Origin of the sequence: Marivirga atlantica, from assembly GCF_016734805.1 — a bacterium.
Classification (GTDB): Bacteria; Bacteroidota; Bacteroidia; order Cytophagales; family Cyclobacteriaceae; genus Marivirga; species Marivirga atlantica.
In genome coordinates this window covers 509,164-530,230 of the sequence record NZ_JAERQG010000003.1, presented here as the reverse complement: position 1 = coordinate 530,230, position 21,067 = coordinate 509,164, and the positions used below count along the sequence as shown (strand labels likewise).

Sequence of the window (21,067 nt, the reverse complement as noted above, 5' to 3'; positions counted from 1 at the left end):
GAGAAGGTTAAAAGCGTGCATTACTATGCACGCTTTTTTATTTAATAATAATTAACTATTTAACGGCATACTCTAAGAATTCATCAACTAGAATATCTACATATGCATTTATATAGGTGTCAACTTGTTTTATGTAAAGGTCTCTATCGATATTCACAGGATGGCTTACCTCTATCTTTTCTTTTACATTGTACTTGGTACCAGTTATATAATCTGTTTTGCCCTTAGCATTAGCGTATTCTTTTAATTTCTGAGATTTAATTACGCCTGGTATTTCAATCGGTCTTCCCTTTGAGTCAAAAATCACCATTGTTTTGGCAGCACCCATTATGCCCCCATTAGACCAAACAACTCTGCTTATACTCGGGAAAAAAGTAAGGTCTACTTTACCTTTAACAGAGGTTGAGCCTGTGCCAATATTATCTCTCATTAGCTCAACGAAGTTAACTTGAATAGCTAATTCAAATACAGGTATATCACCCAGTTGTTTTGAAAGCTTTGGACTATTATCTAAAGTGCTTGGCTTATAAAAAAATGATTTATTTGAAGGGATGGTATTTACTGAAGTACCGGTAATATTAGTACCTCCTTTAATCATATCTAATTTTTTAAACATGTCTATGTCCTTGGCTTCTTCTGCAGGAACAATTCTAAAGCCTGCTTCCTTTAACTTTTTTTCAGCTCTTGCATATGCTTTGTCGGTAATCTGTTGAAAATCTTCAGGACTTAGTTCGCTTATCATCCCTACTGCTATACTTGCTGTGGATTTATTAAACCCTGAAGCTGCAGAGGCAGAAACTGCTTTATAGGTTTGATAATCAATGTAGAAGCTGTTTATATAAATCTCTCTGGGTGCTTTCTTAAGTTTTTTTGCACCGTAACTGCGGTCTTTAAGGTCTTTTTTAGTGAGTACTTGCGCTGATAACATGAAGGGTGTACAAACTAGAATAAGAATAATTAGCTTTTTCATAACTGTATATGTTTTTTTTCAAAAGTATGGGTTCTTTAATCTTTATTACATACCCTGATTAGGGTATTTACAACTAAGTGATAGTAGCGTAAATGCCATATGCAGTTTATTTTATAAAAACATTCTTAAAACTTTTTTAAATTAAAGTGACTAACTAGTCATAATTTATTTTATATTTGTGACTGATAAGTCATAAATATGCCTAAAGCTACATTTAACAAACTGAAAGCTGAAAAGAAAGCGCTAATTACAAAAGCTTTTCTCAGAGAGTTTGCCGTAAAGCCTTATGATGAAGCATCTATTTCAGAGGTGGTGAAACAACTTGGTATAGCCAAGGGAAGCATTTACCAATACTTTGAAGACAAGATGGATTTGTTTCTTTATCTAATCGAAAAAGCCAATGCGGTAAAGGCAGCCTACATAGCACAGATTAAGAGAGACGATTATCCTGATTTCTGGTCTTATTTTATTGAGCTCTTCAAAGTAGGACTCAATTTTGATACTGAGCACCACTTAGAAAGTCACTTCCTTTTTGGATTGTCTCAGAACTTGCACTCACCATCGGTTAAACCTTTATTTGATAACATGATGCAGCAGGCGGTACAGATTTTCGAGGAGCTTGTAAAAGCCGAAATTGAAAAGGGACTTTTTAGAAATGATATTCCGACTAATATAATGGCCTATTCACTTTTTCATACGGGCCGAGATATGCAGGAACATCTACAATTTATTGGTCTGGTAAATCCTCAGAAAAGTATAGCAGAGCAATTACCAGTATATCATCATAAAGAAGAACTGCTCATGGAGCATGTACAACATTATATCAATTTAGTAAAGCCGGCATTTAACGCATCTGATCATGATAAAAGTTGAAAATTTAGTTTATACCTATCCTTCAAACGAAGCCCCAACACTAAAGGGCTTAAATTTTGAAATCAAAAATGGAGAGGTTTTCGGTTTTTTAGGTCCTTCAGGATCGGGTAAAAGTACCGCACAGAAAGTATTGTATAAAATATTGACAGGTTTTAGTGGTAAGGTTGAGGTTGCTGGCAAAGACTTAACAAAATGGGATAATAGCTATTTCGAGAAAATAGGAGTAGGCTTTGAACTACCTAACCATTATATGAAGCTAACAGGCAAGGAGAACCTGGAGCTTTTTGCTTCTTTTTATCCGAGTGGAAAAAGTCGATCTGTTGAATCACTTTTTGAGATGGTTGATCTGTCAGATGCAATGAATAAAACGGTGGAGTCCTACTCAAAGGGGATGAAAATGAGGCTCAATTTTATTCGGGCTATCCAGCATGATCCTGACATCCTATTTTTTGATGAGCCTACTTCAGGACTTGATCCTGTTAATGCGCACAAAATCAAAGAGCATATTTTGAGTCTAAAAGAAGCAGGTAAAACCATTTTTGTAACCACGCACAGCATGGAAACGGCAGATCACATTTGTGATAGGGTGGCATTCATAGTTGAAGGCCAGCTGGTAGCCACTGATACACCTCAGAATTTGAAACATCAATATGGCAGAGAAGCCGTTAATGTAGAGTTAGGTAATGGGCAAAGTCAGGAGTTTCCTTTAGCTCAAATAGGTGATAATCGTGAATTTCTGAATTTCATTAAGGAAAGAGAAGTAAAGCGAATGGAAACCTTAGATGCTACTTTGGAAGAGGTTTTTATCGAGGTAACTGGTAAATCTTTAAAAGGATGAGGGCATTTTTTAAACAGTTGGTTTGGGAGTTTAAGCTCCTTCAGAAAAATAATATTATCAATGTTAGTCTTGCTGTTACCTTGATTTATGGTTTGCTACTTTTCTTTTTGAAAGATACGGAAAATCTGGAAGGACTTATGGTGGTCATTATATTAAACGACCCTACAGTTATTGGTTACTTTTTCGTGGCATTGGCGATTTATACTGAAATGAAGTACGACATACTGTCGGCTATTTTTGTGAGTCCTTTAAAGGTTCATCACTATCTCTTAGCTAAAATAATCGCTCTGAGTTTAATTGGAACAATATGTGCGCTTATTCTTGCTTTTGCCATATTAGGCCTCGACTTTAATATGTTAGCATTCACTATCGGGTGCATGGCCATTTGCCTAATTTCAGCCTCTTTGGGTGTTTTCATGTTGAGCTATACGGATGAGTTTTTGAAATTTGCTATGCGATCTGTTCCTGTCTTTCTCACTTTGGTAGCGCTACCGCTTATTCACTATTTTCAAATAGTTGATTTGGGCTGGTTGGCTTACTTAGTGCCGATTCAATCGAGCATAGATTTGATTGATTATGGCATAAGCGGAACACCTTTTGAACTTTGGTATGTAGTACCTGCTACATTATTTTTTGTATTGGCCTTTTATAGGATGGCCTATTATAGATTCAGTAAAGCTATTTCATTAAAATTATAAGGCATGCAAAAGCTTATTAAACTTGCAGTGACAGATTTCAAGCTAATATTCAGAGATCCTTCTTTAAAGTCGTTTTTGGCTTTACCCTTAATACTTTTTGCCATTGTTATTTTTGGCTTGCCCTATTTAGTAAGTGAATTTGAGGTGGTAAAACCGTATCTCAATTTGATTATGGTGGTTATTTTAGTAGAAAATACGCAAATGTTCTGCTTTATCAATAGCATGGTTTTGCTCGATGAAAAAGAGACTGAAGTAGCAAAAGTTTATGGAATCGTTCCTTTAAGCTTAACAGAGTTTGTCATAAGCAGATTTTTATTTCCTTATGTGTTCACTTTTTTACTAAACTTTATAATGTTGGAAGTACAGGAGTTTTATACTGTTGCCATTTGGCAGAATGTGGTGCTTTCAGCTATTACAGCTTTAATTGTACCGGTTTATGCTTTAGGCATTAACTCGTTTGTTAAAAACCGTATGCAAGGGATGGTATATGCCAAAGCCTTCAACATCATAGTACTTATTCCTTTTGCAGCCTTTTTTGTGCCGGAGCAGTTTAAATGGGCCTTTGGTGTATTTCCAACGCACTGGCTTTTTCAGGCTACAGATCAAATACTGCTTGGTAACTTTCCTTTTGTAAACTTATCTTTTGCTTTACTATATTTTTTAGGCCTGCTCATCCTCTTATCGAAAACATTTAAGAAGAGTCATTTTGGGTGAGTTTAACCGTTTACAGATTTCTGAGTTACTTCATATTTGATGTTAACTTAATCATAATATTACATACGAGTTAATTAATAAATGTAAGCATGCCGTTATCTCAAATAAATGATACCTTTGCTGCATATTAAAAATAATAGTCACCGCTAAACTAAGTGTATTGAAGAGGTTTTTTCTGTTTTTTGGTATCTCAATTCTGTTTTTAGGTTTCAATCAGGCTCAGGAAATTTGCGATAATGGCATAGATGACGATGGAGATGGTTTTGTTGACTGTTATGATTCTGACTGTTCAGCGAATGGTTATTGTGATGGATTTTACATGGGTAATGATGTATCATGTGAAGCTGAACCGACTGATTTTCCACAGTTTTCTTTATCATTAGGTCATCAATCTGAAGATCATGTAACCAATAATGTGGTAAGCCCAACTATTGGAGATTTAGACAGGGATGGCATACCGGAGATATTAACAGTGAATAAGTATGAAGATAAAATCTATTTGCTAAACGGAGATGATGCTTCTATTAAATCTGAAGTAATATTAGATTATCCAGAATGGTCTGGTGCGGCTATGGCTAATATTGAAGATGATAATTGTGGGGAGGTTTTTGTAATAAATAGAAGCACTGGAAACTTTAGGATTAACGCATTTGATTGTAGCTTAAATGCATTATGGCAATCCGAGATTCTTCAAAATGATCCTGTCGCTTTAGGTTTGGCAGATTTTGATCGTGATGGGCAAGCAGAATTATACTATAAAGATGAAATTAGAGACCCACTAACGGGTATACGTTTAGTGGAAACTTCAAATGCTGATTGGAATGGATTTCCAGGTAGCGGTGTTGCTGTTGACATTCTTGGAGATGAAAACCTGGAGTTAGTATTAGGCAATAAAATCTATTCGGTGAATTTAGGAAGTAGAACTCAAGATTCAGGTGTACTTACTTTGCTGGCGACTATGCCTGTTAGTTATCAACCGAAAGGAGGAAGTTTTCCATCTGGAATGAGTGCAATGACCTCTGTAGCTGACTATAACCAAGATGGACGTTTAGATGTGATTATTTCAGGTGCAGATGGTGGAAATGTTACTACTGTCTTTTTTTGGGATGTGTATAATAATGAGGTTAAGACTTTTAGTGACCCTTCCATGCAAGCTAACAATTATCAATTTGGATGGAGAAGAGGAACAGGTCGTGTGAATATAGGGGATATAGATGGAGATGGTGAGCTCAATGCAGTGTTTGTTTCAGGAAGTTTTTTGTATGCCTTGGATGAGAACTGGGAGCCATTTTGGAAGGATGAATTTGGTGATCCTAATCCAGTTTTTATTTTTGATGAAACTTCTGGTATTACTGCACCTACTCTGTTCGATTTCAACGGTGATGGTAAAATGGAAATAGTTTACCGCGATGAGAATTATATGTATATAATTGATGGAGATGGTAGAATTAATATTTCTGTTCATTGCCGTTCCAGGTCACATACTGAAAACCCAATTATCGCTGATGTTGATGCTGATGGCAGTACAGAGATTTGCGTGACTTGTACCAGTGAAACTTACAGGCCTGGTACAAGGGGCGAAGATCTCAGCCTTGATGCACCAGCTGAAGTTAGGGTTTATAAATCAGCTGGAGAACCCTGGCTGCCAGCAAGAAAAGTTTGGAATCAGCACGCTTATTTTAATGTCAATATCAATGATGATTTAACTGTACCAAGAACGCAGCAAAAACATCACTTGGTTTGGTCAGATGGAGTTTGTACTCCCGGTCCTAACAGGCCTCTAAATGGTTTTTTAAACCAATCACCCTTTTTAAGTTCTGATGGCTGCCTTACCAATCCTATTTCAGATTTAGCCATTATAGATTCTACTTTTACCATTATACAGCCTACTTGCCCAGAACAAGAATTTACCGTTAGTTTCCTTTATGAAAATATTGGCGATGTAGCACTTTCAGGTGATATACCTGTTACTTTCTATAATGGTTCGCCACTTCAGGAAGGCAGCGTGAAATTGGCTACCGAGCATATAGCTTTGAGTAACTTTAGTGTTGGAAGTAAAGATACTTTAACACTCGAATTAACGGGGTCTGGTGCATCTTTTAAACTTTATGCAGTTTTAAACGATTACGGCTCAACTAATCCAACACCTATAAGCCTTCCGAATACCAACTTTCTTGAATGTGACTACTCTAATAATGTCGATTCAATAAAAGTTAATCCAATTCCATTTCAGTTAACAACGGAAGTAACTGATAACCTTTATTGCAGTACAGATAGTGCAGCTGCTAATGGTACAGCCAGTGCTTACACTTTAGTTGGTGACAGCGCAGTTACTGCAGATTATGACTTTTATTGGTTTGATGGCGATAGTGTAAAGGAATCTCCAGATTTTACTGAACCAGTTTATGCCGGCTTAGCGGCCGGAACGTACACTGTTTTTGCCATTAATAACTCGGTAGGCTGCAGCTCTGATACGGTGCAGGTAGAGGTTGTTGATATTCAAAGAAATGTAACTATTGCTGAAGCTGGAGCAGATATTGAAACCTGCTCGCAATCATACCAATTGAATGCTAACAGTCCCAACGATCATGAAAAGGGGAGTTGGAGTGTTTTAAGTGCTCCGGAAGGGATTGCCTATGGGCCTATTTTTAGCATTGATACATTACCATCGGCTTATTTTAATGTCAGAGACTCTGCTGTGTCAGGAGACTATATTATTAGATGGACGATCACCGATAATGATAGTATATGCAATGAAACATTTGACGAGCTAAAGTTTACTTATCAACGTCCACCATATACTGGGGAGTTCAATGCTGCACCTAAAGCTACTTTTAACATTGAAAATACACCTGAAATCAACCTTTTTGATTTACTAGATAATGAAGACACAGTGGGTATGTGGATATTTAGGTCTTCAAATAATTACTTTGGTACAAAACCAACATACAATGAAGAGACTGGAATTGTTAATCTCGAAGCAGCAGCTTCCGGATCTTATTCATTCGCTTATCTGATCAATGGTACTTCTGTTTGTTCAGTAGTTGATTCAGTGCGGGTGGAATTTGATTTTACAAATTTTGATTGCAATGCTATGAAGCTTACAGGCATTACTGAAGGTGCTAGCTGTAGTAACACTGAAGATGGCTCCATTTACTTATTAGCAGACTCTGTAAGTCATACAGATAGCTTATCAGTTGTCGTTTATTCTGACGAAACAGATAACTATTTTGAAACCGTGAAGAACCCAGGAAATGGTTTAATGATAGAATTAAACCAACAGTTTGCTCCTGGATTGTATGAGGTGATTGTTGAAGATTTACTATTGGGCTGTGTTGACACGCTTTCATTAAATATAGGGTCTAAATACGAATTTACGCCTTCAGTTCTAAATATTACTAACGAAGATTATGGTAATCAGGGAAATGGAAGTTTTACCATGGAGACTAATATTTCTGGCGAACAATATGAAATCTTTTTAAACGGAACATCATATCGTGTTTTGAGTGCTGACACCAAAGTAGTTGAAGTAGGCAATCTGTCTTCAGGTAATTATTCAGTAGAGGTTCAGGATTTAACATTTGGATGTAAAGCAAGTTTGAATGTGCAAATTGATGAGAATCTTAATACAGCTACGGATATCACTTCATTTGTAATAAATGAGCAATTGAGTGCCGCTGTAATTGATAGTATTGATCATCAAATTAAAATAGAGGTAGCAACAGGAACAGACTTAACCAGCCTTATTCCAATCATAGAACTATCTGCTGGTGCAAGTATCCAACCAAGTGCCAATCAATCCATTGATTTTACAGAAGTGGTTGATTTCATGGTAACCGCTGAAGATGGTGAAACCTCACAAGTTTGGAATGTAGAAGTTACAATGAAGGGGAATCAAAGCATTTCTTTTGCGCTACCTGACACTTTATATCAAGATCAATCGCCAATCCAGTTATCTGCTTCCTCGTCAAGTGGGCTTCCTGTTAAATTTGCCATTGAAAGTGGAAATGCATCTATTAACAATAATCAACTCATATTAAACGGTGCTTCCAATCTAACTGTAACTGCATTTATTGAAGGAAACGACAGTTTGAACTATGCAGAGACTAAAGAGAGCGTGGAGGTATTGGGGATTTATAATCTTTCATTCGATGTATTAAGACCTAATGATGATCCTGTAGAAGTAGGTCTGGCTAAACTGTTTTCTTTAGAAGGAGGATTATACCAACGTAGTAGTTTTACTAAGGGAGATTTGAGTTTTTCAGGTATCAGAGATGGTGCTTACATCATTCAAGTTATACCTATAGGAAGCAGTTCTGCTGATTTATTTCCTACTTATTATGCTGACACACATTTTCATAGAAGTGCCACGGTGCTAAATATTAACGACAACATAGATACAGATATGTACATGCTACCTAAAAGGACTTCACCACAACAAGAAGTTGGTCGAGGTAATATCAAGGGTAAAGTTGTGAAAGCTGAAGGTAGCAACAACTCTCGTATGGCAGTCGAAGATTTGGCTGAAGGTGAAGGTATTAGGGAGTTGATTATCTACCTAATAGAAAAGGAAACCAATAGCATAGTTCATGTAGATGTTACTGATAGTACAGGTAGTTTTGAGATGCTCGAGATTTCTGAAGGAGACTACGAATTGCGTTTAGATATCCCGGGCATTGATCAATCTGCAAGTACTTTTGATTTACCGATTGAAAGCTTAATGCGTGAACTTAATCTGACTATTTACCTTAATAACAGTGGCATTGTAAACGTAGAAACAGACGCCATATTAAGCAATGAAAAGCCGGTATTTGATCTTAGCATTTATCCTAACCCTACAAATGGTATTGTTTATGTTAATGGCTATCAAGGCCCGGCACAAGAAATAGAGGTAGTGGCATCCAACGGACAAGTAGTAAAAAGAGTTAAATTGACTGAAGCATCAAATCAGAAGATTGATCTTTCAGGTTTGGGCTCAGGTATTTACTTTTTACAAGCTGACGGATCTAAACAGCAGGGCAGGGTGAAGGTTGTTATAGAATAATTGCAACATATAGCTTTAATAAGCTCGTAGTTAAACTGCGAGCTTATTATTTAAGCTTACTTCCTCAACTCCTCCATTTCATTGATCATGCTTTCAATTTTCTTGAAAATCCTATTGTAGACAAGGTTTACATCCCAATAATAAATTTTTTTACCGAAAATGTACATCACAATGGCGATGAGTATGGCTACTGCCCAGGCAACCGTAGGTATTCCATAAGTGAGGTGTAGCCCGGAATTGAGGATAGCCTCACGCGTTACATCTACCTTTTTTAAGGAGTGAACAATAGGCATCAGGCAAGCTATAAATGCCAGCGGGTATAAAAAACGCATGGCTTTTGCATTCCCTGATATGGCTGACTTCAATCTGTCGTTAAATGATTTCAAATACTCATAACTGCTAAGGTTAATGTCGATATTTTTGAGTGACTTTTCTTGCCTGATGCTTACCCAGCAGGCAACCATAAAAAGAAAAAACAAGAATAGACCTGTGTAGGGAGTTCCTAAAAATGCATAAAGCCCAGTGTTGAGCACAGCAAAGATGGCAATTACATAGGTGTTAATTTTCATCATGCGTTTTAGCCTGTCAATAATCGTTTTCGACTTTTGACCATACAGGTTATTTATTTTGGGAGCAACAAGGGCATCACTTTCTAAAAATCCTTTTTTCCAGATTGTTTCAATTGACTTTTCCATCTAATAATTTTTTTAAGCGTTCTTTAATTCTTTTGATGCGTACACCAATGTTATTAGGATTGGTGCCTATAATGTCAGCGATTTCCTGATACGATTTCTCTTCTAAGTAAAGTAGAATTACCCCTCTGTCCACTTCTGATAATTGTTTGATAGCATCATACAATTGGTTGAGCGATTCATCAGCAAAAGCATGGCTATCAACTGCGGCTTCTTCAGGTAGCATGTCAGAGGCAAAATGCTGGTAAGTGTTTTTCTTCTTTTTTAATAAAGTAAGGCACACATTTAAGGACAGCCTGTACACCCAGGTAGACCACTGTGCATGTTCATTAAAATTTTCTCTACTCCTCCATATTTGCAGACAAACTTCCTGGTAATAGTCTTCAAAATCTTCCTGCGAGTTGGTGTAAGCCCTGCAAATCTTGATGATGATTGCTGCATAGGGTAAAATTGAGGCCTTATAAAAATCGCTACTCACTATAGTTTTACTTGTTTAGTGGCTAAAGTCAATAATTATTACACCTTGTTGAAATTTTTTATTGAATAGCAATAGAACGGCTTGTTGAACTTCTTTCTATATCAGCATATTGCAAACGCTTAATTGACTATTGATGGTTAGTTGTCACCCATCTCAAAAAGGGTGTCAACCTTTTTGGTGAAAACTACAAAAGTGTAAAGGAATACTTCGCCAGTAGTAGTCATTTTGGATATTTCATAACCTTTTTCAGCCATATCATTGAAGAGCTTGTTGATCTTCTTTTGATTTTCTATCAGCACTTCATTAGTAGAAGAGCTGCTTGCCAACATTTTGAAATTCTCTAATTCAATTATTTCACTTTCTCCCGTTTCATATACCAAAACGATACGTGACAATTCTTTTGACTGAGACTCAAAAATTCGGGCTGTAGCTTGTTTGATGGTTTGTGCTTGCGAAGTGGCAGTAAAGCATAAAAAAGCAAGTAAAAGTAGAAGTCTTTTCATTTTAAGGTTGATTAGGTTAAACAACTCAAGAAAGAGAATAATACTCACTCTTGCAATAAATACAGTGCCTAAAGATGCTATCTGGTCTTCCGTAGTGAAATACCCATTCAGATAACCCAGACATTATAGGCTTAATACACATTATAATCTGGTGGTAGTTTTTAATGCTCGACTTATCCAAAATAGATGTTTCAATTCTTCTCCATAAAACGCTTAATAGTTTTGTTTACCAGTTCTGGTTGATATAAATAGAGTTGGTGTCTTGCATCGGGTATGATTACCATCTTAGCGTTAGGTATGTATTGATCAAACAGTATAGATAGTGAATATTATCCAGTTGACAAGGCTTTGCATCCAACACAAATCATAATAACCTTCATTAATAAAGAAGAGCAAGAAAGTTACAAGTGCAGTTGCTAAAGTATAATAGCTTATTTCTTAGTTAGTGAATTGAGTCTTGTTCAATTGCTTCGCTTCCATAATCTCGAGAGTTAATGTTATAAAATCAAGAAAATAACCAATAGAAAATATTTAATATATTGGAAATATAATTAGTCAACATCAGGTATATTAAATTCTACGCTCTAATTACTTATTAATTAGAAGATTCTTCTCTTTTTACACAACTGATCCGCCAGGTTTCATGTTTAAAGCTCTCATCAGTACTTACCCATTCACCTAGCCAATAGAAGCCTTTGTCGGTGATATCGGTAAAGTTGATTTTGTAGTAACCATCCATCCCGTTAGGAGCTTTTTGTTCTTTATAAAGAATGATGTTGTCACCTTGTTTGCCACCATGCCAGCTGGCTAAGCTTGGAGTTGCGACAGCGGTAGAATAATAATGCACATACCAGCTCGCACTATCCACATTATATTGCCTGATACTACCGGAATGTATGCCGTCTGCTTTAAGTGTTAAATCTTGTACAGCCATACCATTCATAATGTATCGGAATTCCCATGTCATATCAACAGGTTCTGTCCAGCCACCATCTTGAGTCCGTCTTTCCGATTTACAGTCACAGATACCAATGATTTTTTCATAATCTGCCAATTGCTCAGGTGCTTCAGGATTTAATTGACCATACGGATGTTCTGGGGAGCTTTCATAAGCATACTGACCTCTGGCTTGATTAACATAAAAAATCGTAAACAGAATAATGAAATAAGTCTTCAGGTTTAGCATAGCTGACATAGTTTTTGGAATTGATATCCGTAAATGTCAGCAAGCTAAAAACCAATGCAATCCCCCAAATTGAGGGGTTTATTTAAATGGTATGATCAGTTTGAAGGTTTTCTGTCTAAAGGACCTTCCCAGATAACCTGTTCAATCATCCATTTACCATTATCCTTGGCTAGTAGAATGTAGTCAGTTCCCCACCATGCAGTTACTTTGGCTGAGGCTATTTGATTCATTACGTCCAATACTTCTACTTTCTTTGGAATGCCTTCAGGAAGGGTTCTGTTTTTTTCAGCTACCTTTTTCGCATAAGCAACAGCTTCATCGAAAGTCATGTAGCTATCTAGCTTATATTCACCCGTTTCTTTATTTTTCCAGAAGCCGAATTTGTGTAAACGAGGCTTTATACTTCGGATGATTTTTGTGGTATCACCTGTATAAAATCCATCTAGGTAATCCATGCAGGCTTCTGCTACTAATACTTGATCAGTTTTTTGCTCGTTTTGGGCTTTTGTATATAGCAGGCTAGTGAAACAGGCCAAAAAGGTAAATAGAATTCTTCTTTTCATGATGCTTTTTATTAAAAGTTCATGAAATTAAGTTAGCACTTCAAGGCGTATTACACGAAAGGCAATTATTAATGCACATCCTGCACAAAGAAGATAGAATTATTGTTTAGGTCGTAAAAGCCGAACTCATTTGTACCCCAAGCTGTATTTTCTTTGATCTTTTCAGCTGTTATAGTTCCTCTTTTTAGAAACTCATCCATATAGGGTTTTAAATCGGGTACAAATATTTTGATAACTGAACCATCCAGCATAGGGTCTTCCTCCGTTCCTCTATGAAGCTGTAAATGGATTTCCAGATTGTCTCTGGTTAAACCACAATAGTGTTTGTCTCCGAAAGCGTATTTGAAACCTACAGATTGCTGATACCATTTTATATCCCTTTCAATATCATTGGAAGGTAAAACCGGTATCATTTGCAGCTGTTTATTCATAATCCTTTTTAATTTGCCGTTTCTTTATCAATGAAGGCTTTAATTTCATTTTTGATGTTTTCCCAATTCTTTTTATCACCTTTTGAAGCGCTAAGTGCTTCTTTTATTTTGGACATTGCAAAGTTTTTCGCCATCCCAAAACTAATATGTGGAGGTAGAGATAGTTCAGCACCTGTGACCTTGGCATTGATTATAAATGGTTTGTCAGATCGTTTGGCAAGTTCAACAGCATTATCGACCTCTTTCACATTGGTCACATTAATGCCATCGCCACCAACGAGCTTGGCATATTGTGCAAAATCAAAGTTTTTAACTTCTAAGGCATCATAATTTGGTACCAGACCTGCTTCTTCCATTTCAATTTTAACAAAACCTAGCTCGTTATTATTCAATACAATTATTTTGATGGGTAAGCCGTATTCTACTGCCGTTGAGAAATCATGAAGCGTCATATTAAATGCTCCGTCTCCAACAAGCGCCCATATTTCCCTTTCAGGATATTGTAGTTGTGCACCAATGGCAGCAGGTAACCCAACGGCCATTGAACCATGATTAAACGAACCTATCATTCTTCTTTCTGCATGAAAATTCATGAAGTTCGTAGCCCAGATGGCTGAGGTGCCAGTATCAATTACAAAAATTGTATCATCACTTGCCTGGTCACTAATAGCTTTGGCCATTATTTGCGGATGAAGTATTTTAAAATCACGTTTTGTGGAGGCATCTTCACCATTATTAGCAACCCACGATCTAAACTCCTTATTTAGGCTATTTACCCAGGAGTCATCCTTTTTAAGTTTACACTTTTCATTTAAATATTGTAGCACAAACTTTAAATCAGCGTGTATTCCTAAATCTACTGCTGTTCGGTTACCTATGTTTTCAGGTCTTATATCTATCTGAATAGTTTTCGTTTTTTCAGGCAGATAAGGTCCGTATGGAAAATCAGTGCCCAACATAATGAGCAAGTCACATTCCATCACGCCTTTATATCCTGATGGATTACCTATTAAGCCGGTTAAACCCACTACATTTTCCGTGGAGTGATCAAATATATCTGAAGCGCGAACGGTGTGAGTGATTGGTGCGTTGAGTAATTTGGAAAAAGCAATCACTTCCTCTTTGGCATTGCGACAACCAGCTCCGGCCAGTATACCTACTTTTTTAGCTCCATCAATAAGCTGAACTGCATTCTCTAATTTTTCTTGCGAAGGATGAATTTCCGAATCAGATCTAAAAACTCTTTGTACAAAATTTTGATTTGCCGCTGCCGCATGAGCTAAATCTGCCGGTAACTCAATTCGGCAGACACATTTTTTGTTGATGGCTATTCTTATGGCCCTCAGAATGATTTTAGGTGCTTCTTCAGCCGAACGAATTACGGCCTGGTATTCACATATGTCATCGAAAACTTTTGTTAAATCTACCTCTTGATGGTAGGAAGTACCAATATTAGCAACTGGAATTTGACCAGTGATTGCCAAAACAGGGGAGCGTTCTTTTTTAGCATTATATAAGCCATTAACAAGATGAAGGGCTCCGGGACCAACAGTACTGGCACAAACTCCAAAGTTTTGACCTAACTCACCTTGGGCAAACGCTGCATAAGAAGCATTACCTTCATGCTTCATTTTTATCCACTTGATGGTGCTTTGGTTTGCCATTGCTGCAACCAGAGGGTTGAGTGCGTCACCTGCTACACCAAAAATATGTTTAACGCCTTCTTGTTCTAATATCTTAAGTAATTGCTCTGAAACATTCATTCTGTATTGGTCCGATTTTTTGTTAAAGGAAGTAAACAGCCAACTTGAGCGATAGTTTACAGCTAGGTCTCTTTACAAGGCCATTACAATTCCTGCTCCGAGCAATAGTAAGGAGGCTGTTAAAAATGCGTAAAGTTTTTTTACTTTTCCTTTTTTGTGTAACCAAATACCGAGCATAGTATAGATTGTTTAGTGATTATTTACTACTTACGTATATAATAAAACGATTGTTTTAAACCAAAATAAAAAGTTAGGGGCTAATGAATAGCAGATAGTTTAATGGCAGGAGCTTTATTAAAGACAAAGCGCTATTAAAAAGCCAATTCCTAAAGTTAGTATAGAGGCGACTATGAATATTGAGAGCGTTTTAGTTTGCCCTATTTTATTTAACCAGATTCCTAGCATGGAGTAATTTCTTAATTGTGAATGTCATTGTTAATACGAGAAATCAACAGCTTTTGTTCTGGCAGTATTTGGCATTAATAATAAGATGAGCGTTCAATCACGTAGATTACTTTTTGATCTCCCTTGTCTGGAAGTTGCGTGAATTCATTAGGCTCAACAAGTCTACCACCAATTTTCTCCATAGCCTTTTTCGAGCGTTCGTTTTCTTTGGCAACTATGAAGAAAGCATAATCTACATGTTTCAAAGCATGCGTTATCATCAAGTTTTTGATAGAGGCGTTGTATTTACCACCCCAGTATTTTCTGGCTAGAAAAGTCCAACCTATTTCAATGCCATTGGCAAAACCTTCTAGGCTTTGAAAGCGCGAACTACCAATTACCTCAGCTGTTTCATTATCAATTATGATCATAGCCCCGCCAGACGCTAATGACTGATGAAAGAATTCTGAAAATACTTCTTTTTGGTATCTTTTTGCAGGATGTTGATCCCAAATTAACGGATCTTTAGCGACTTCATAAAGGGCTTCAAAATCCTCTTCTTTTAGCGGTTCGATTGTGATTAGTTTATTTTTGAGTAGAGGTTTTAAATTCATTATCATCTTGTTTGTAAATCACCTTAGTACCTTTGGCTTTTAATAAAATAAAACTAGTACTTTTGACCATTAATTTTAATGAAATATGTCTGAATTTCCACCTTGCCCAAACTGTAATTCTCCTTATACTTATCCTTCTGATGGTTTATTAATGTGTCCCGAATGTGGTCATGAATGGAATCCTGAAGAACAAAATCAAGAAGAAGGTTTAGTTGTAAAAGATTCAAATGGCAACATTCTAAATGATGGGGACGCTGTAACGATTATCAAAGACTTACCTGTGAAAGGAGCCCCAAAGCCTATCAAAGCAGGCACCAAAGTAAAAAATATCAGATTGGTTGAGGGTGATCACAATATTGATTGCAAAGTGGATGGTTTTGGAGCAATGGCTTTGAAATCAGAATTTGTGAAGAAGGCCTAAAAAAGCTGACTGTTGAGTAGTCAGCTTTAAGTAATTAAAAATGTACTATCCATTTGAGTGTAAAGCTACTCTGTTGCCTTCAGTATCCTCGAAATAGGCCATAAAGCCATTTTCACCAATATCGGTTTTAGCTTGCGTTACTTTGCCTCCGGCAGATTCTATCCTGTTAAGTGGAACGTTTAGGTCATCTCCGGCATTCAAGTAGATGATGCTTCCTTGATTACTTGGTTCATAGCCTTCACCTTGCATGATGCATCCTCCAATACCATTTTCTAAATCTGCAGGAAACATGGCGCATTTAAAACCTGGCATTTCCATTAGTTCCATTTTTGTGTCCATAACCTCTTCATAGAAGGCTTTGGCACGTTCAAAATCGAGCACTGGTATTTCAAACCAATTGAGCGCATTTTTCATATTGATCTAATTAAGTTGATTGTTCTTCGTGATTTAATTTACTTAATATTTGTAAGTAACTTACTGTTGTTCAGCTAAATATTTCAGTTTTTTATTCATGTCCTGAAAACCATTTACTGTATCTTTTGCCACCATCTTTAATAATGGTTTTACCAATATCCCTCGGAAATCTTCTTTGTGCTCGAATAAAGTAGAATTATCATCCTGCCAAATCAGTTTGAATTGGTGGTGTCCGTCAAACAGTCCCTTAAACCATAAATGGCCTAGCCAGCTAAACTCTCTGTTTTCATCATATGACTGAACAATAGGCTTAAAATTCATGCCGGGTAATTTCACGACAATCTGATTGCCTTCTTTTACTTCTCCGCTTAGTTCTTTCACAAAAGGATTCCATTCAGGGTATTTCTTAAAATCGGTTAAAATTTTCCATACGGCTTCTGGTGATGCCTGGATATGAATGCTTGTTTTAATCTGCTTTTCCATAATGTTATTTTTATTATGGAATAAAGGTAGCTTCTAATGCAGGGCTTGCTCTTGACTTAAATCAAGAAAGCTTTTTATTGCGGATTCGACTAAATGTTTCAGGCGACATGCCAAGCATGGAAGCTAAATATTGCAATGGCACCTGATTAAAAATCTCCTTGTTTTCTTCAAAGAGTTTATCATAACGCTCTTCAGCACTTAAAGAAAGAAAATTAAAGACACGATTCTCCAGTGTGATAAAGCAGCTTGATATAAACTTATTTTCTATAGCTGGCCAATTAGGAATTACTTTACTAAGCTGTGCATAATCAGATTTTTTTATGGTGTAAAGTACGCAATCTGAAATTGCTCTGATATGAAACCTGGAGCGCATACCGAAAATATAGCTGGATAATTCGGTAATAAAATAATTGGGGACAGAAATCCACTGAGTAATTTCTTTATTCCCTGATTCTGCATAAACCCTTAAATAGCCTTCTTGAATAAAGCTTAATCTGTCGCAGTATTGCTCTTTTTTTACAAAAAACTGATCTTTTGTTAAATGCTCTTCTTTAAAAAAGCTCAACATGCTACTGGTAGCTTGATTGTTAATGCCAAAGAAGTTACTAATTGTTTGCTGAAGCGCTGTTTGCATTAATTATTTGCTTGATATAAACTTCCTAATTGTGTGATATAAGAATTCACTCTTTTATCCAGCTTTTCCCTATCATGGTCAGTATCCAGATGAATTTTCTCACCATTGTCAAGTTTCATGAATGCTTTGTAAACATAATCCTTATGATCAACAACATGCCCTGAGTAACTCGTTTTTCGTGAGCTAAGCTTCACGCCATTAATGTATATTTTTTCTATATAGTTAAAATATTCAGACTTTCCTGATTTAAAGCCTAAAACCCATACGTAAACGAGGTAGCTGCGTTTATTTGGTTCTATTAACAGGCGATAATGAGCAGTCAATAATATGAGTCCTGAAATAGCCAGTACAGCAAGACCTAATACTTTAAGCCCTAAGAGGAGATCAAATGTACCCGAAGAACTGATGATAACACCTATAAAAGTGAATGAAATTAAACTGATGGTTAAGCCAACAAGCTTGAAGGAGTATGGGAGATAAGCCTCTTGTTTAATTTCAATTTTACTAGTGTTGCTCATGTTTATTGTTGTGCATTTATATTCTAGAGTTTTAATGGGGGATGTTAATAACAACTTTTCCTAAGTGTTCACCTTTCTGCAAATAATCAAAAGCGTCAGCCAATTGATTCAACGAGAAAATATTGTTATCCACAACTGGTTTTAACTTACCTTCTTCAAAAGAAGCAATGATAATGTCAAGGTTTTTGTTAGGCTCCAATCCTATAACCTTGAGTTTTTTACTACCAAAGGTGCTGGCCATAAAACCTTTAAAAGCAATTTCTAGCAATAGCGGAATTGATCCACCAGCTGTGGCATATATTCCATCTTTTCTAAGTGCTCTTAAATAATCTTTGGGTTTCAGAAATGATTTGGCATCTAATATATAATCAAATGAATCCTCTCTATCAGTAAAGTTCTCTTTTCGATAATCTATCACTACATCACAACCAAGTGATTTCATTAATTCAAATTTACTCTCTTTATCAACCCCGGTAATATGTAATCCATTTGCTTTGGCCAGTTGAATTGCAAATGTGCCAACGCCCCCACCAGCGCCATTGATCAGTATTGTTTTTCCTTTGTCTAAATTTCCAAAACCAAGCAGGCCTTGAAGTGCTAACAAAGCAGCTTGTGGGGTTGCTGCTGCTTCTTCAAATGACATGCTATCAGGTATTTTATGGAGCTCTTTTTCCCTGGCTGTAGTAAATTGTGCAAGAGCACCCCATTTTCCTGATGATAAATCGCCAAATACCCTATCTCCAATCTGAAAGTTTTTACAATCTTCTCCCAGCGCAATTACCTCACCTGCTACATCAATCCCAAGACTTTCAATTTTAGGTTTAAAAAGGCCAAAAAGTATTTTATTGATAAAGGGTTTACCTTGTAGTAGTTCCAGATCCCAATCATTCAAGGAAGCACAATGCACCTTAATAAGTACTTCGTCTTTATTCGGTTCAGGAATTGGTCTTTCTCCAATTTCTAATTCATAAATAGGGGAGTAGCTATTAAATAGGTGACTTAACATGATGTTGAAGATAATGAAAAGTTAGTTGCAATGCAGATAGTAGATAATTTCTTTCAATCCTGTGGCCCTTAATAATAGCTATTGTTTCTCAATAAAATCAGTTGCGAATTACTAGATAGATTGATTATTCGGAATAATCACTTCAAAAGTAGTCCCTTTATCAACAGTACTGGTTAAATAGATTCTACCCCCTAATGTGTCAACAACATTTTTTACGATGTATAAGCCTAAACCTGAACCATCACTAGATTCAGAAGCGCGATAAAACATGTCGAAGATTCTTTCTTGGTTTTCTTCGGATATGCCCTCTCCATTGTCTGATATGATAAATTGCATATCCTTTTTATTGGTCTTTATTTTAATATGGATATGTTTTTTATCTCTTTTTGAGCTTTGGTACTTATGGGCATTAACCAGTAGGTTATTAATGATAACTGAGATTCTTGTTTTATCTCCTTTGAAAATATTCTTATCGTTGATTTCTACGCTTACCTCAATATCTCCTTTGTATTCGTAAGGAACACCTTCAAGTGACTCTTCCATTAAGGCTTTAAAATCTATTTCTTCAATATCTCTTTTGGTTCTACTATTTTTTGAGAATGTAAGTAAATCAGTTACCAGGTTGTCTAGTCGGAGAATAGAGTTTTCTATTCTTTGAATTAGTTCTATGCCATTTTCACTGGGCTTATCATGCTTGAGCAGATTTGTTAATCCTAATATAGATCTTAGAGGTGATCGTAAATCGTGTGAAGCATGATATACAAAATTGTCTAGTTCGAAATTTACCTTTTTAAGCTCCAGATAGTTCTTTTTTCTGTCAGTTATATCCTGAATTACTCCGTCAATCGAGTTTTGACCTTTAATTCTTTTTCCTGAGAATGATATCCAGATGTCGCCTTTATGGTTGATTTCGAAATTCTCAATCTGTCCCTCTCGCTCAATAGTTTTCAGGAAAATAACTCTTTCTTTTTTTGACAGGAACTGATCAATTGTATACTGCTCTAGCCTTGATGGATCTAATTTGAGTATTTCATAAAAGCGCTCATTTGCCTGAAGTAGTTTGCCAGATTTAATGTCGATATTGAAAATACCTACAATGGAATTCTCAAAAATTGTTCTGTAGTTTCTTTCGCTAACTTCAAGTGCTTTGGAATATTTTTGCTGTTGCTCTTTCTCGAGCTTAATACGTTCCAGCATTTTATTATACGAAGCGTATAATTGGCCTATCTCATCAGTGCCTTGGTTTTTTACTCTAATGTCGTAATTACCTTCCTGAACAATCTCATTGGTAGTTTTTACCAACTTCTTAATTGGTTTTGAAATATACTGCTGTATGATAACACTCAAAACCCATGAAATACCTATGATTAGAAGCATGTTAATGAACAATACTCTTAGATCATTAATTAATCTTTCTTTGAAAGGTCTTAAGCTTACTACTAAATAAATACTTCCGTAGTCATCTCCTTTATAGGTTATCTTTTGAAGAATATGGAAGTAAGCATCATCCCATATCGATAGGTCTTCAACTCTACTGTTATTGGGATTAAAAGGATGATATTCATGTGATGAAGAATCATTAACGTAGCTCGCAAAGATATCTTTATCATCATCCAGGATGTATGCCTCTTCTATTTCAGGCATACTTTTTAAGCGAGTAATTATTTCAGTTCCGCCTTCTGCATCGCCAAAAACCAAAGGACTTACTGCATACTCACCAACAAGCTTGGCTGTTATTTCCATTCTGTTAATAAGGTTTTGCTTGTCGCGCTCTGAGGTGAAAATAAAATAACTCAAAAAACTTACCAGCAGCGCTGTTATTGTAACTAGCTGAATAACT

General features: G+C 36.3%; 21 protein-coding genes. 6 read left to right on the top strand and 15 right to left on the bottom strand.

What is annotated here, in order from left to right:
* Window positions 1-55: 55 nt before the first annotated feature.
* A complete protein-coding gene (locus JKP34_RS14045) occupies window positions 56-970 on the bottom strand; it encodes a hypothetical protein (RefSeq protein ID WP_201922746.1) in 915 nt (304 codons plus the stop codon).
* Window positions 971-1,168: 198 nt separating this feature from the next.
* On the opposite strand from JKP34_RS14045, the gene JKP34_RS14040 reads away from it, so the two are divergent.
* The 5 genes from JKP34_RS14040 (at window position 1,169) to JKP34_RS14020 (ending at window position 9,137) form a co-directional block, all read left to right on the top strand.
* Window positions 1,169-1,843 carry a TetR/AcrR family transcriptional regulator gene (locus JKP34_RS14040; RefSeq protein WP_201922743.1) on the top strand — a complete coding sequence of 225 codons (675 nt, stop codon included), beginning with the start codon at window positions 1,169-1,171 and terminating at the stop codon, window positions 1,841-1,843.
* Window positions 1,830-2,681: an ABC transporter ATP-binding protein gene (locus JKP34_RS14035; protein WP_201922740.1), complete on the top strand. Its 852-nt coding sequence runs from the start codon at window positions 1,830-1,832 to the stop codon at window positions 2,679-2,681. Before JKP34_RS14040 ends, JKP34_RS14035 begins: the two co-directional genes overlap by 14 nt.
* Window positions 2,678-3,379 carry a fluoroquinolone export ABC transporter permease subunit gene (locus tag JKP34_RS14030; protein ID WP_201922738.1) on the top strand — a complete coding sequence of 234 codons (702 nt, stop codon included), beginning with the start codon at window positions 2,678-2,680 and terminating at the stop codon, window positions 3,377-3,379. Before JKP34_RS14035 ends, JKP34_RS14030 begins: the two co-directional genes overlap by 4 nt.
* Window positions 3,380-3,382: 3 nt before the next feature.
* A complete protein-coding gene (locus JKP34_RS14025; protein WP_201922735.1) occupies window positions 3,383-4,093 on the top strand; it encodes a hypothetical protein in 711 nt (236 codons plus the stop codon).
* Window positions 4,094-4,253: 160 nt separating this feature from the next.
* Window positions 4,254-9,137, top strand: coding sequence for a T9SS type A sorting domain-containing protein (locus tag JKP34_RS14020; protein ID WP_201922732.1), 4,884 nt, complete (start codon window positions 4,254-4,256; stop codon window positions 9,135-9,137).
* 56 nt (window positions 9,138-9,193) lie between these two features.
* Here the strand turns inward: JKP34_RS14020 and JKP34_RS14015 are convergent, their stop codons facing one another.
* From JKP34_RS14015 to JKP34_RS13980, 8 genes are all read right to left on the bottom strand, one after another.
* A complete protein-coding gene (locus JKP34_RS14015) occupies window positions 9,194-9,832 on the bottom strand; it encodes a hypothetical protein (protein ID WP_201922728.1) in 639 nt (212 codons plus the stop codon).
* Window positions 9,816-10,307 (bottom strand): RNA polymerase sigma factor, encoded by a 492-nt coding sequence (locus JKP34_RS14010; RefSeq protein ID WP_201922725.1) that lies wholly within the window; start codon window positions 10,305-10,307, stop codon window positions 9,816-9,818. Before JKP34_RS14010 ends, JKP34_RS14015 begins: the two co-directional genes overlap by 17 nt.
* Window positions 10,308-10,444: 137 nt before the next feature.
* Window positions 10,445-10,810: a hypothetical protein gene (locus JKP34_RS14005; protein ID WP_201922721.1), complete on the bottom strand. Its 366-nt coding sequence runs from the start codon at window positions 10,808-10,810 to the stop codon at window positions 10,445-10,447.
* 595 nt (window positions 10,811-11,405) lie between these two features.
* Window positions 11,406-12,005: a hypothetical protein gene (locus JKP34_RS14000; RefSeq protein ID WP_201922718.1), complete on the bottom strand. Its 600-nt coding sequence runs from the start codon at window positions 12,003-12,005 to the stop codon at window positions 11,406-11,408.
* An 86-nt stretch (window positions 12,006-12,091) separates the two neighbouring features.
* A complete protein-coding gene (locus JKP34_RS13995) occupies window positions 12,092-12,559 on the bottom strand; it encodes a nuclear transport factor 2 family protein (RefSeq protein WP_201922716.1) in 468 nt (155 codons plus the stop codon).
* Window positions 12,560-12,627: 68 nt separating this feature from the next.
* The gene (locus tag JKP34_RS13990; protein WP_236665005.1) at window positions 12,628-12,990 is read right to left on the bottom strand and encodes a VOC family protein; all 363 of its coding nucleotides are present in this window, start codon (window positions 12,988-12,990) and stop codon (window positions 12,628-12,630) included.
* A gap of 8 nt (window positions 12,991-12,998) precedes the next feature.
* Window positions 12,999-14,753 (bottom strand): thiamine pyrophosphate-binding protein, encoded by a 1,755-nt coding sequence (locus JKP34_RS13985; RefSeq protein ID WP_201922713.1) that lies wholly within the window; start codon window positions 14,751-14,753, stop codon window positions 12,999-13,001.
* Between the two features lie 479 nt (window positions 14,754-15,232).
* On the bottom strand, window positions 15,233-15,751 hold the full coding sequence (locus JKP34_RS13980; RefSeq protein ID WP_201922710.1) for a GNAT family N-acetyltransferase: 519 nt from the start codon (window positions 15,749-15,751) through the stop codon (window positions 15,233-15,235).
* A gap of 85 nt (window positions 15,752-15,836) precedes the next feature.
* Between JKP34_RS13980 and JKP34_RS13975 the strand changes: the two genes are divergently transcribed.
* Window positions 15,837-16,172: a zinc ribbon domain-containing protein YjdM gene (locus JKP34_RS13975; protein WP_201922707.1), complete on the top strand. Its 336-nt coding sequence runs from the start codon at window positions 15,837-15,839 to the stop codon at window positions 16,170-16,172.
* A gap of 45 nt (window positions 16,173-16,217) precedes the next feature.
* Here the strand turns inward: JKP34_RS13975 and JKP34_RS13970 are convergent, their stop codons facing one another.
* From JKP34_RS13970 to JKP34_RS13945, 6 genes are all read right to left on the bottom strand, one after another.
* Window positions 16,218-16,586 carry a VOC family protein gene (locus tag JKP34_RS13970; protein ID WP_201922704.1) on the bottom strand — a complete coding sequence of 123 codons (369 nt, stop codon included), beginning with the start codon at window positions 16,584-16,586 and terminating at the stop codon, window positions 16,218-16,220.
* 60 nt (window positions 16,587-16,646) lie between these two features.
* Entirely contained in the window at window positions 16,647-17,069 is a 423-nt protein-coding gene (locus JKP34_RS13965) for an SRPBCC domain-containing protein (RefSeq protein WP_201922701.1), read from the bottom strand.
* A gap of 61 nt (window positions 17,070-17,130) precedes the next feature.
* Window positions 17,131-17,703, bottom strand: a complete 573-nt coding sequence (locus JKP34_RS13960; RefSeq protein WP_201922699.1) for a Crp/Fnr family transcriptional regulator — start codon at window positions 17,701-17,703, stop codon at window positions 17,131-17,133.
* Window positions 17,703-18,221, bottom strand: coding sequence for a hypothetical protein (locus JKP34_RS13955; RefSeq protein ID WP_201922696.1), 519 nt, complete (start codon window positions 18,219-18,221; stop codon window positions 17,703-17,705). The genes JKP34_RS13960 and JKP34_RS13955 overlap by 1 nt, the downstream gene beginning before the upstream one ends.
* Before the next feature lie 31 nt (window positions 18,222-18,252).
* Window positions 18,253-19,227, bottom strand: coding sequence for an NAD(P)-dependent alcohol dehydrogenase (locus JKP34_RS13950; protein WP_201922694.1), 975 nt, complete (start codon window positions 19,225-19,227; stop codon window positions 18,253-18,255).
* Between the two features lie 111 nt (window positions 19,228-19,338).
* Window positions 19,339-21,024, bottom strand: coding sequence for an ATP-binding protein (locus JKP34_RS13945; RefSeq protein WP_201922689.1), 1,686 nt, complete (start codon window positions 21,022-21,024; stop codon window positions 19,339-19,341).
* Between the last annotated feature and the right edge of the window lie 43 nt (window positions 21,025-21,067).

Bases quoted from the DNA above. Each gene is read 5' to 3' on its own strand.
- JKP34_RS14045 (WP_201922746.1), bottom strand. From the start codon at position 970: ATGAAAAAGCTAATTATTCTTATTCTAGTTTGTACACCCTTCATGTTA.
- JKP34_RS14040 (WP_201922743.1), top strand. From the start codon at position 1,169: ATGCCTAAAGCTACATTTAACAAACTGAAAGCTGAAAAGAAAGCGCTA.
- JKP34_RS14035 (WP_201922740.1), top strand. From the start codon at position 1,830: ATGATAAAAGTTGAAAATTTAGTTTATACCTATCCTTCAAACGAAGCC.
- JKP34_RS14030 (WP_201922738.1), top strand. From the start codon at position 2,678: ATGAGGGCATTTTTTAAACAGTTGGTTTGGGAGTTTAAGCTCCTTCAG.
- JKP34_RS14025 (WP_201922735.1), top strand. From the start codon at position 3,383: ATGCAAAAGCTTATTAAACTTGCAGTGACAGATTTCAAGCTAATATTC.
- JKP34_RS14015 (WP_201922728.1), bottom strand. From the start codon at position 9,832: ATGGAAAAGTCAATTGAAACAATCTGGAAAAAAGGATTTTTAGAAAGT.
- JKP34_RS14005 (WP_201922721.1), bottom strand. From the start codon at position 10,810: ATGAAAAGACTTCTACTTTTACTTGCTTTTTTATGCTTTACTGCCACT.
- JKP34_RS14000 (WP_201922718.1), bottom strand. From the start codon at position 12,005: ATGTCAGCTATGCTAAACCTGAAGACTTATTTCATTATTCTGTTTACG.
- JKP34_RS13995 (WP_201922716.1), bottom strand. From the start codon at position 12,559: ATGAAAAGAAGAATTCTATTTACCTTTTTGGCCTGTTTCACTAGCCTG.
- JKP34_RS13990 (WP_236665005.1), bottom strand. From the start codon at position 12,990: ATGAATAAACAGCTGCAAATGATACCGGTTTTACCTTCCAATGATATT.
- JKP34_RS13985 (WP_201922713.1), bottom strand. From the start codon at position 14,753: ATGAATGTTTCAGAGCAATTACTTAAGATATTAGAACAAGAAGGCGTT.
- JKP34_RS13980 (WP_201922710.1), bottom strand. From the start codon at position 15,751: ATGAATTTAAAACCTCTACTCAAAAATAAACTAATCACAATCGAACCG.
- JKP34_RS13975 (WP_201922707.1), top strand. From the start codon at position 15,837: ATGTCTGAATTTCCACCTTGCCCAAACTGTAATTCTCCTTATACTTAT.
- JKP34_RS13970 (WP_201922704.1), bottom strand. From the start codon at position 16,586: ATGAAAAATGCGCTCAATTGGTTTGAAATACCAGTGCTCGATTTTGAA.
- JKP34_RS13965 (WP_201922701.1), bottom strand. From the start codon at position 17,069: ATGGAAAAGCAGATTAAAACAAGCATTCATATCCAGGCATCACCAGAA.
- JKP34_RS13960 (WP_201922699.1), bottom strand. From the start codon at position 17,703: ATGCAAACAGCGCTTCAGCAAACAATTAGTAACTTCTTTGGCATTAAC.
- JKP34_RS13955 (WP_201922696.1), bottom strand. From the start codon at position 18,221: ATGAGCAACACTAGTAAAATTGAAATTAAACAAGAGGCTTATCTCCCA.
- JKP34_RS13950 (WP_201922694.1), bottom strand. From the start codon at position 19,227: ATGTTAAGTCACCTATTTAATAGCTACTCCCCTATTTATGAATTAGAA.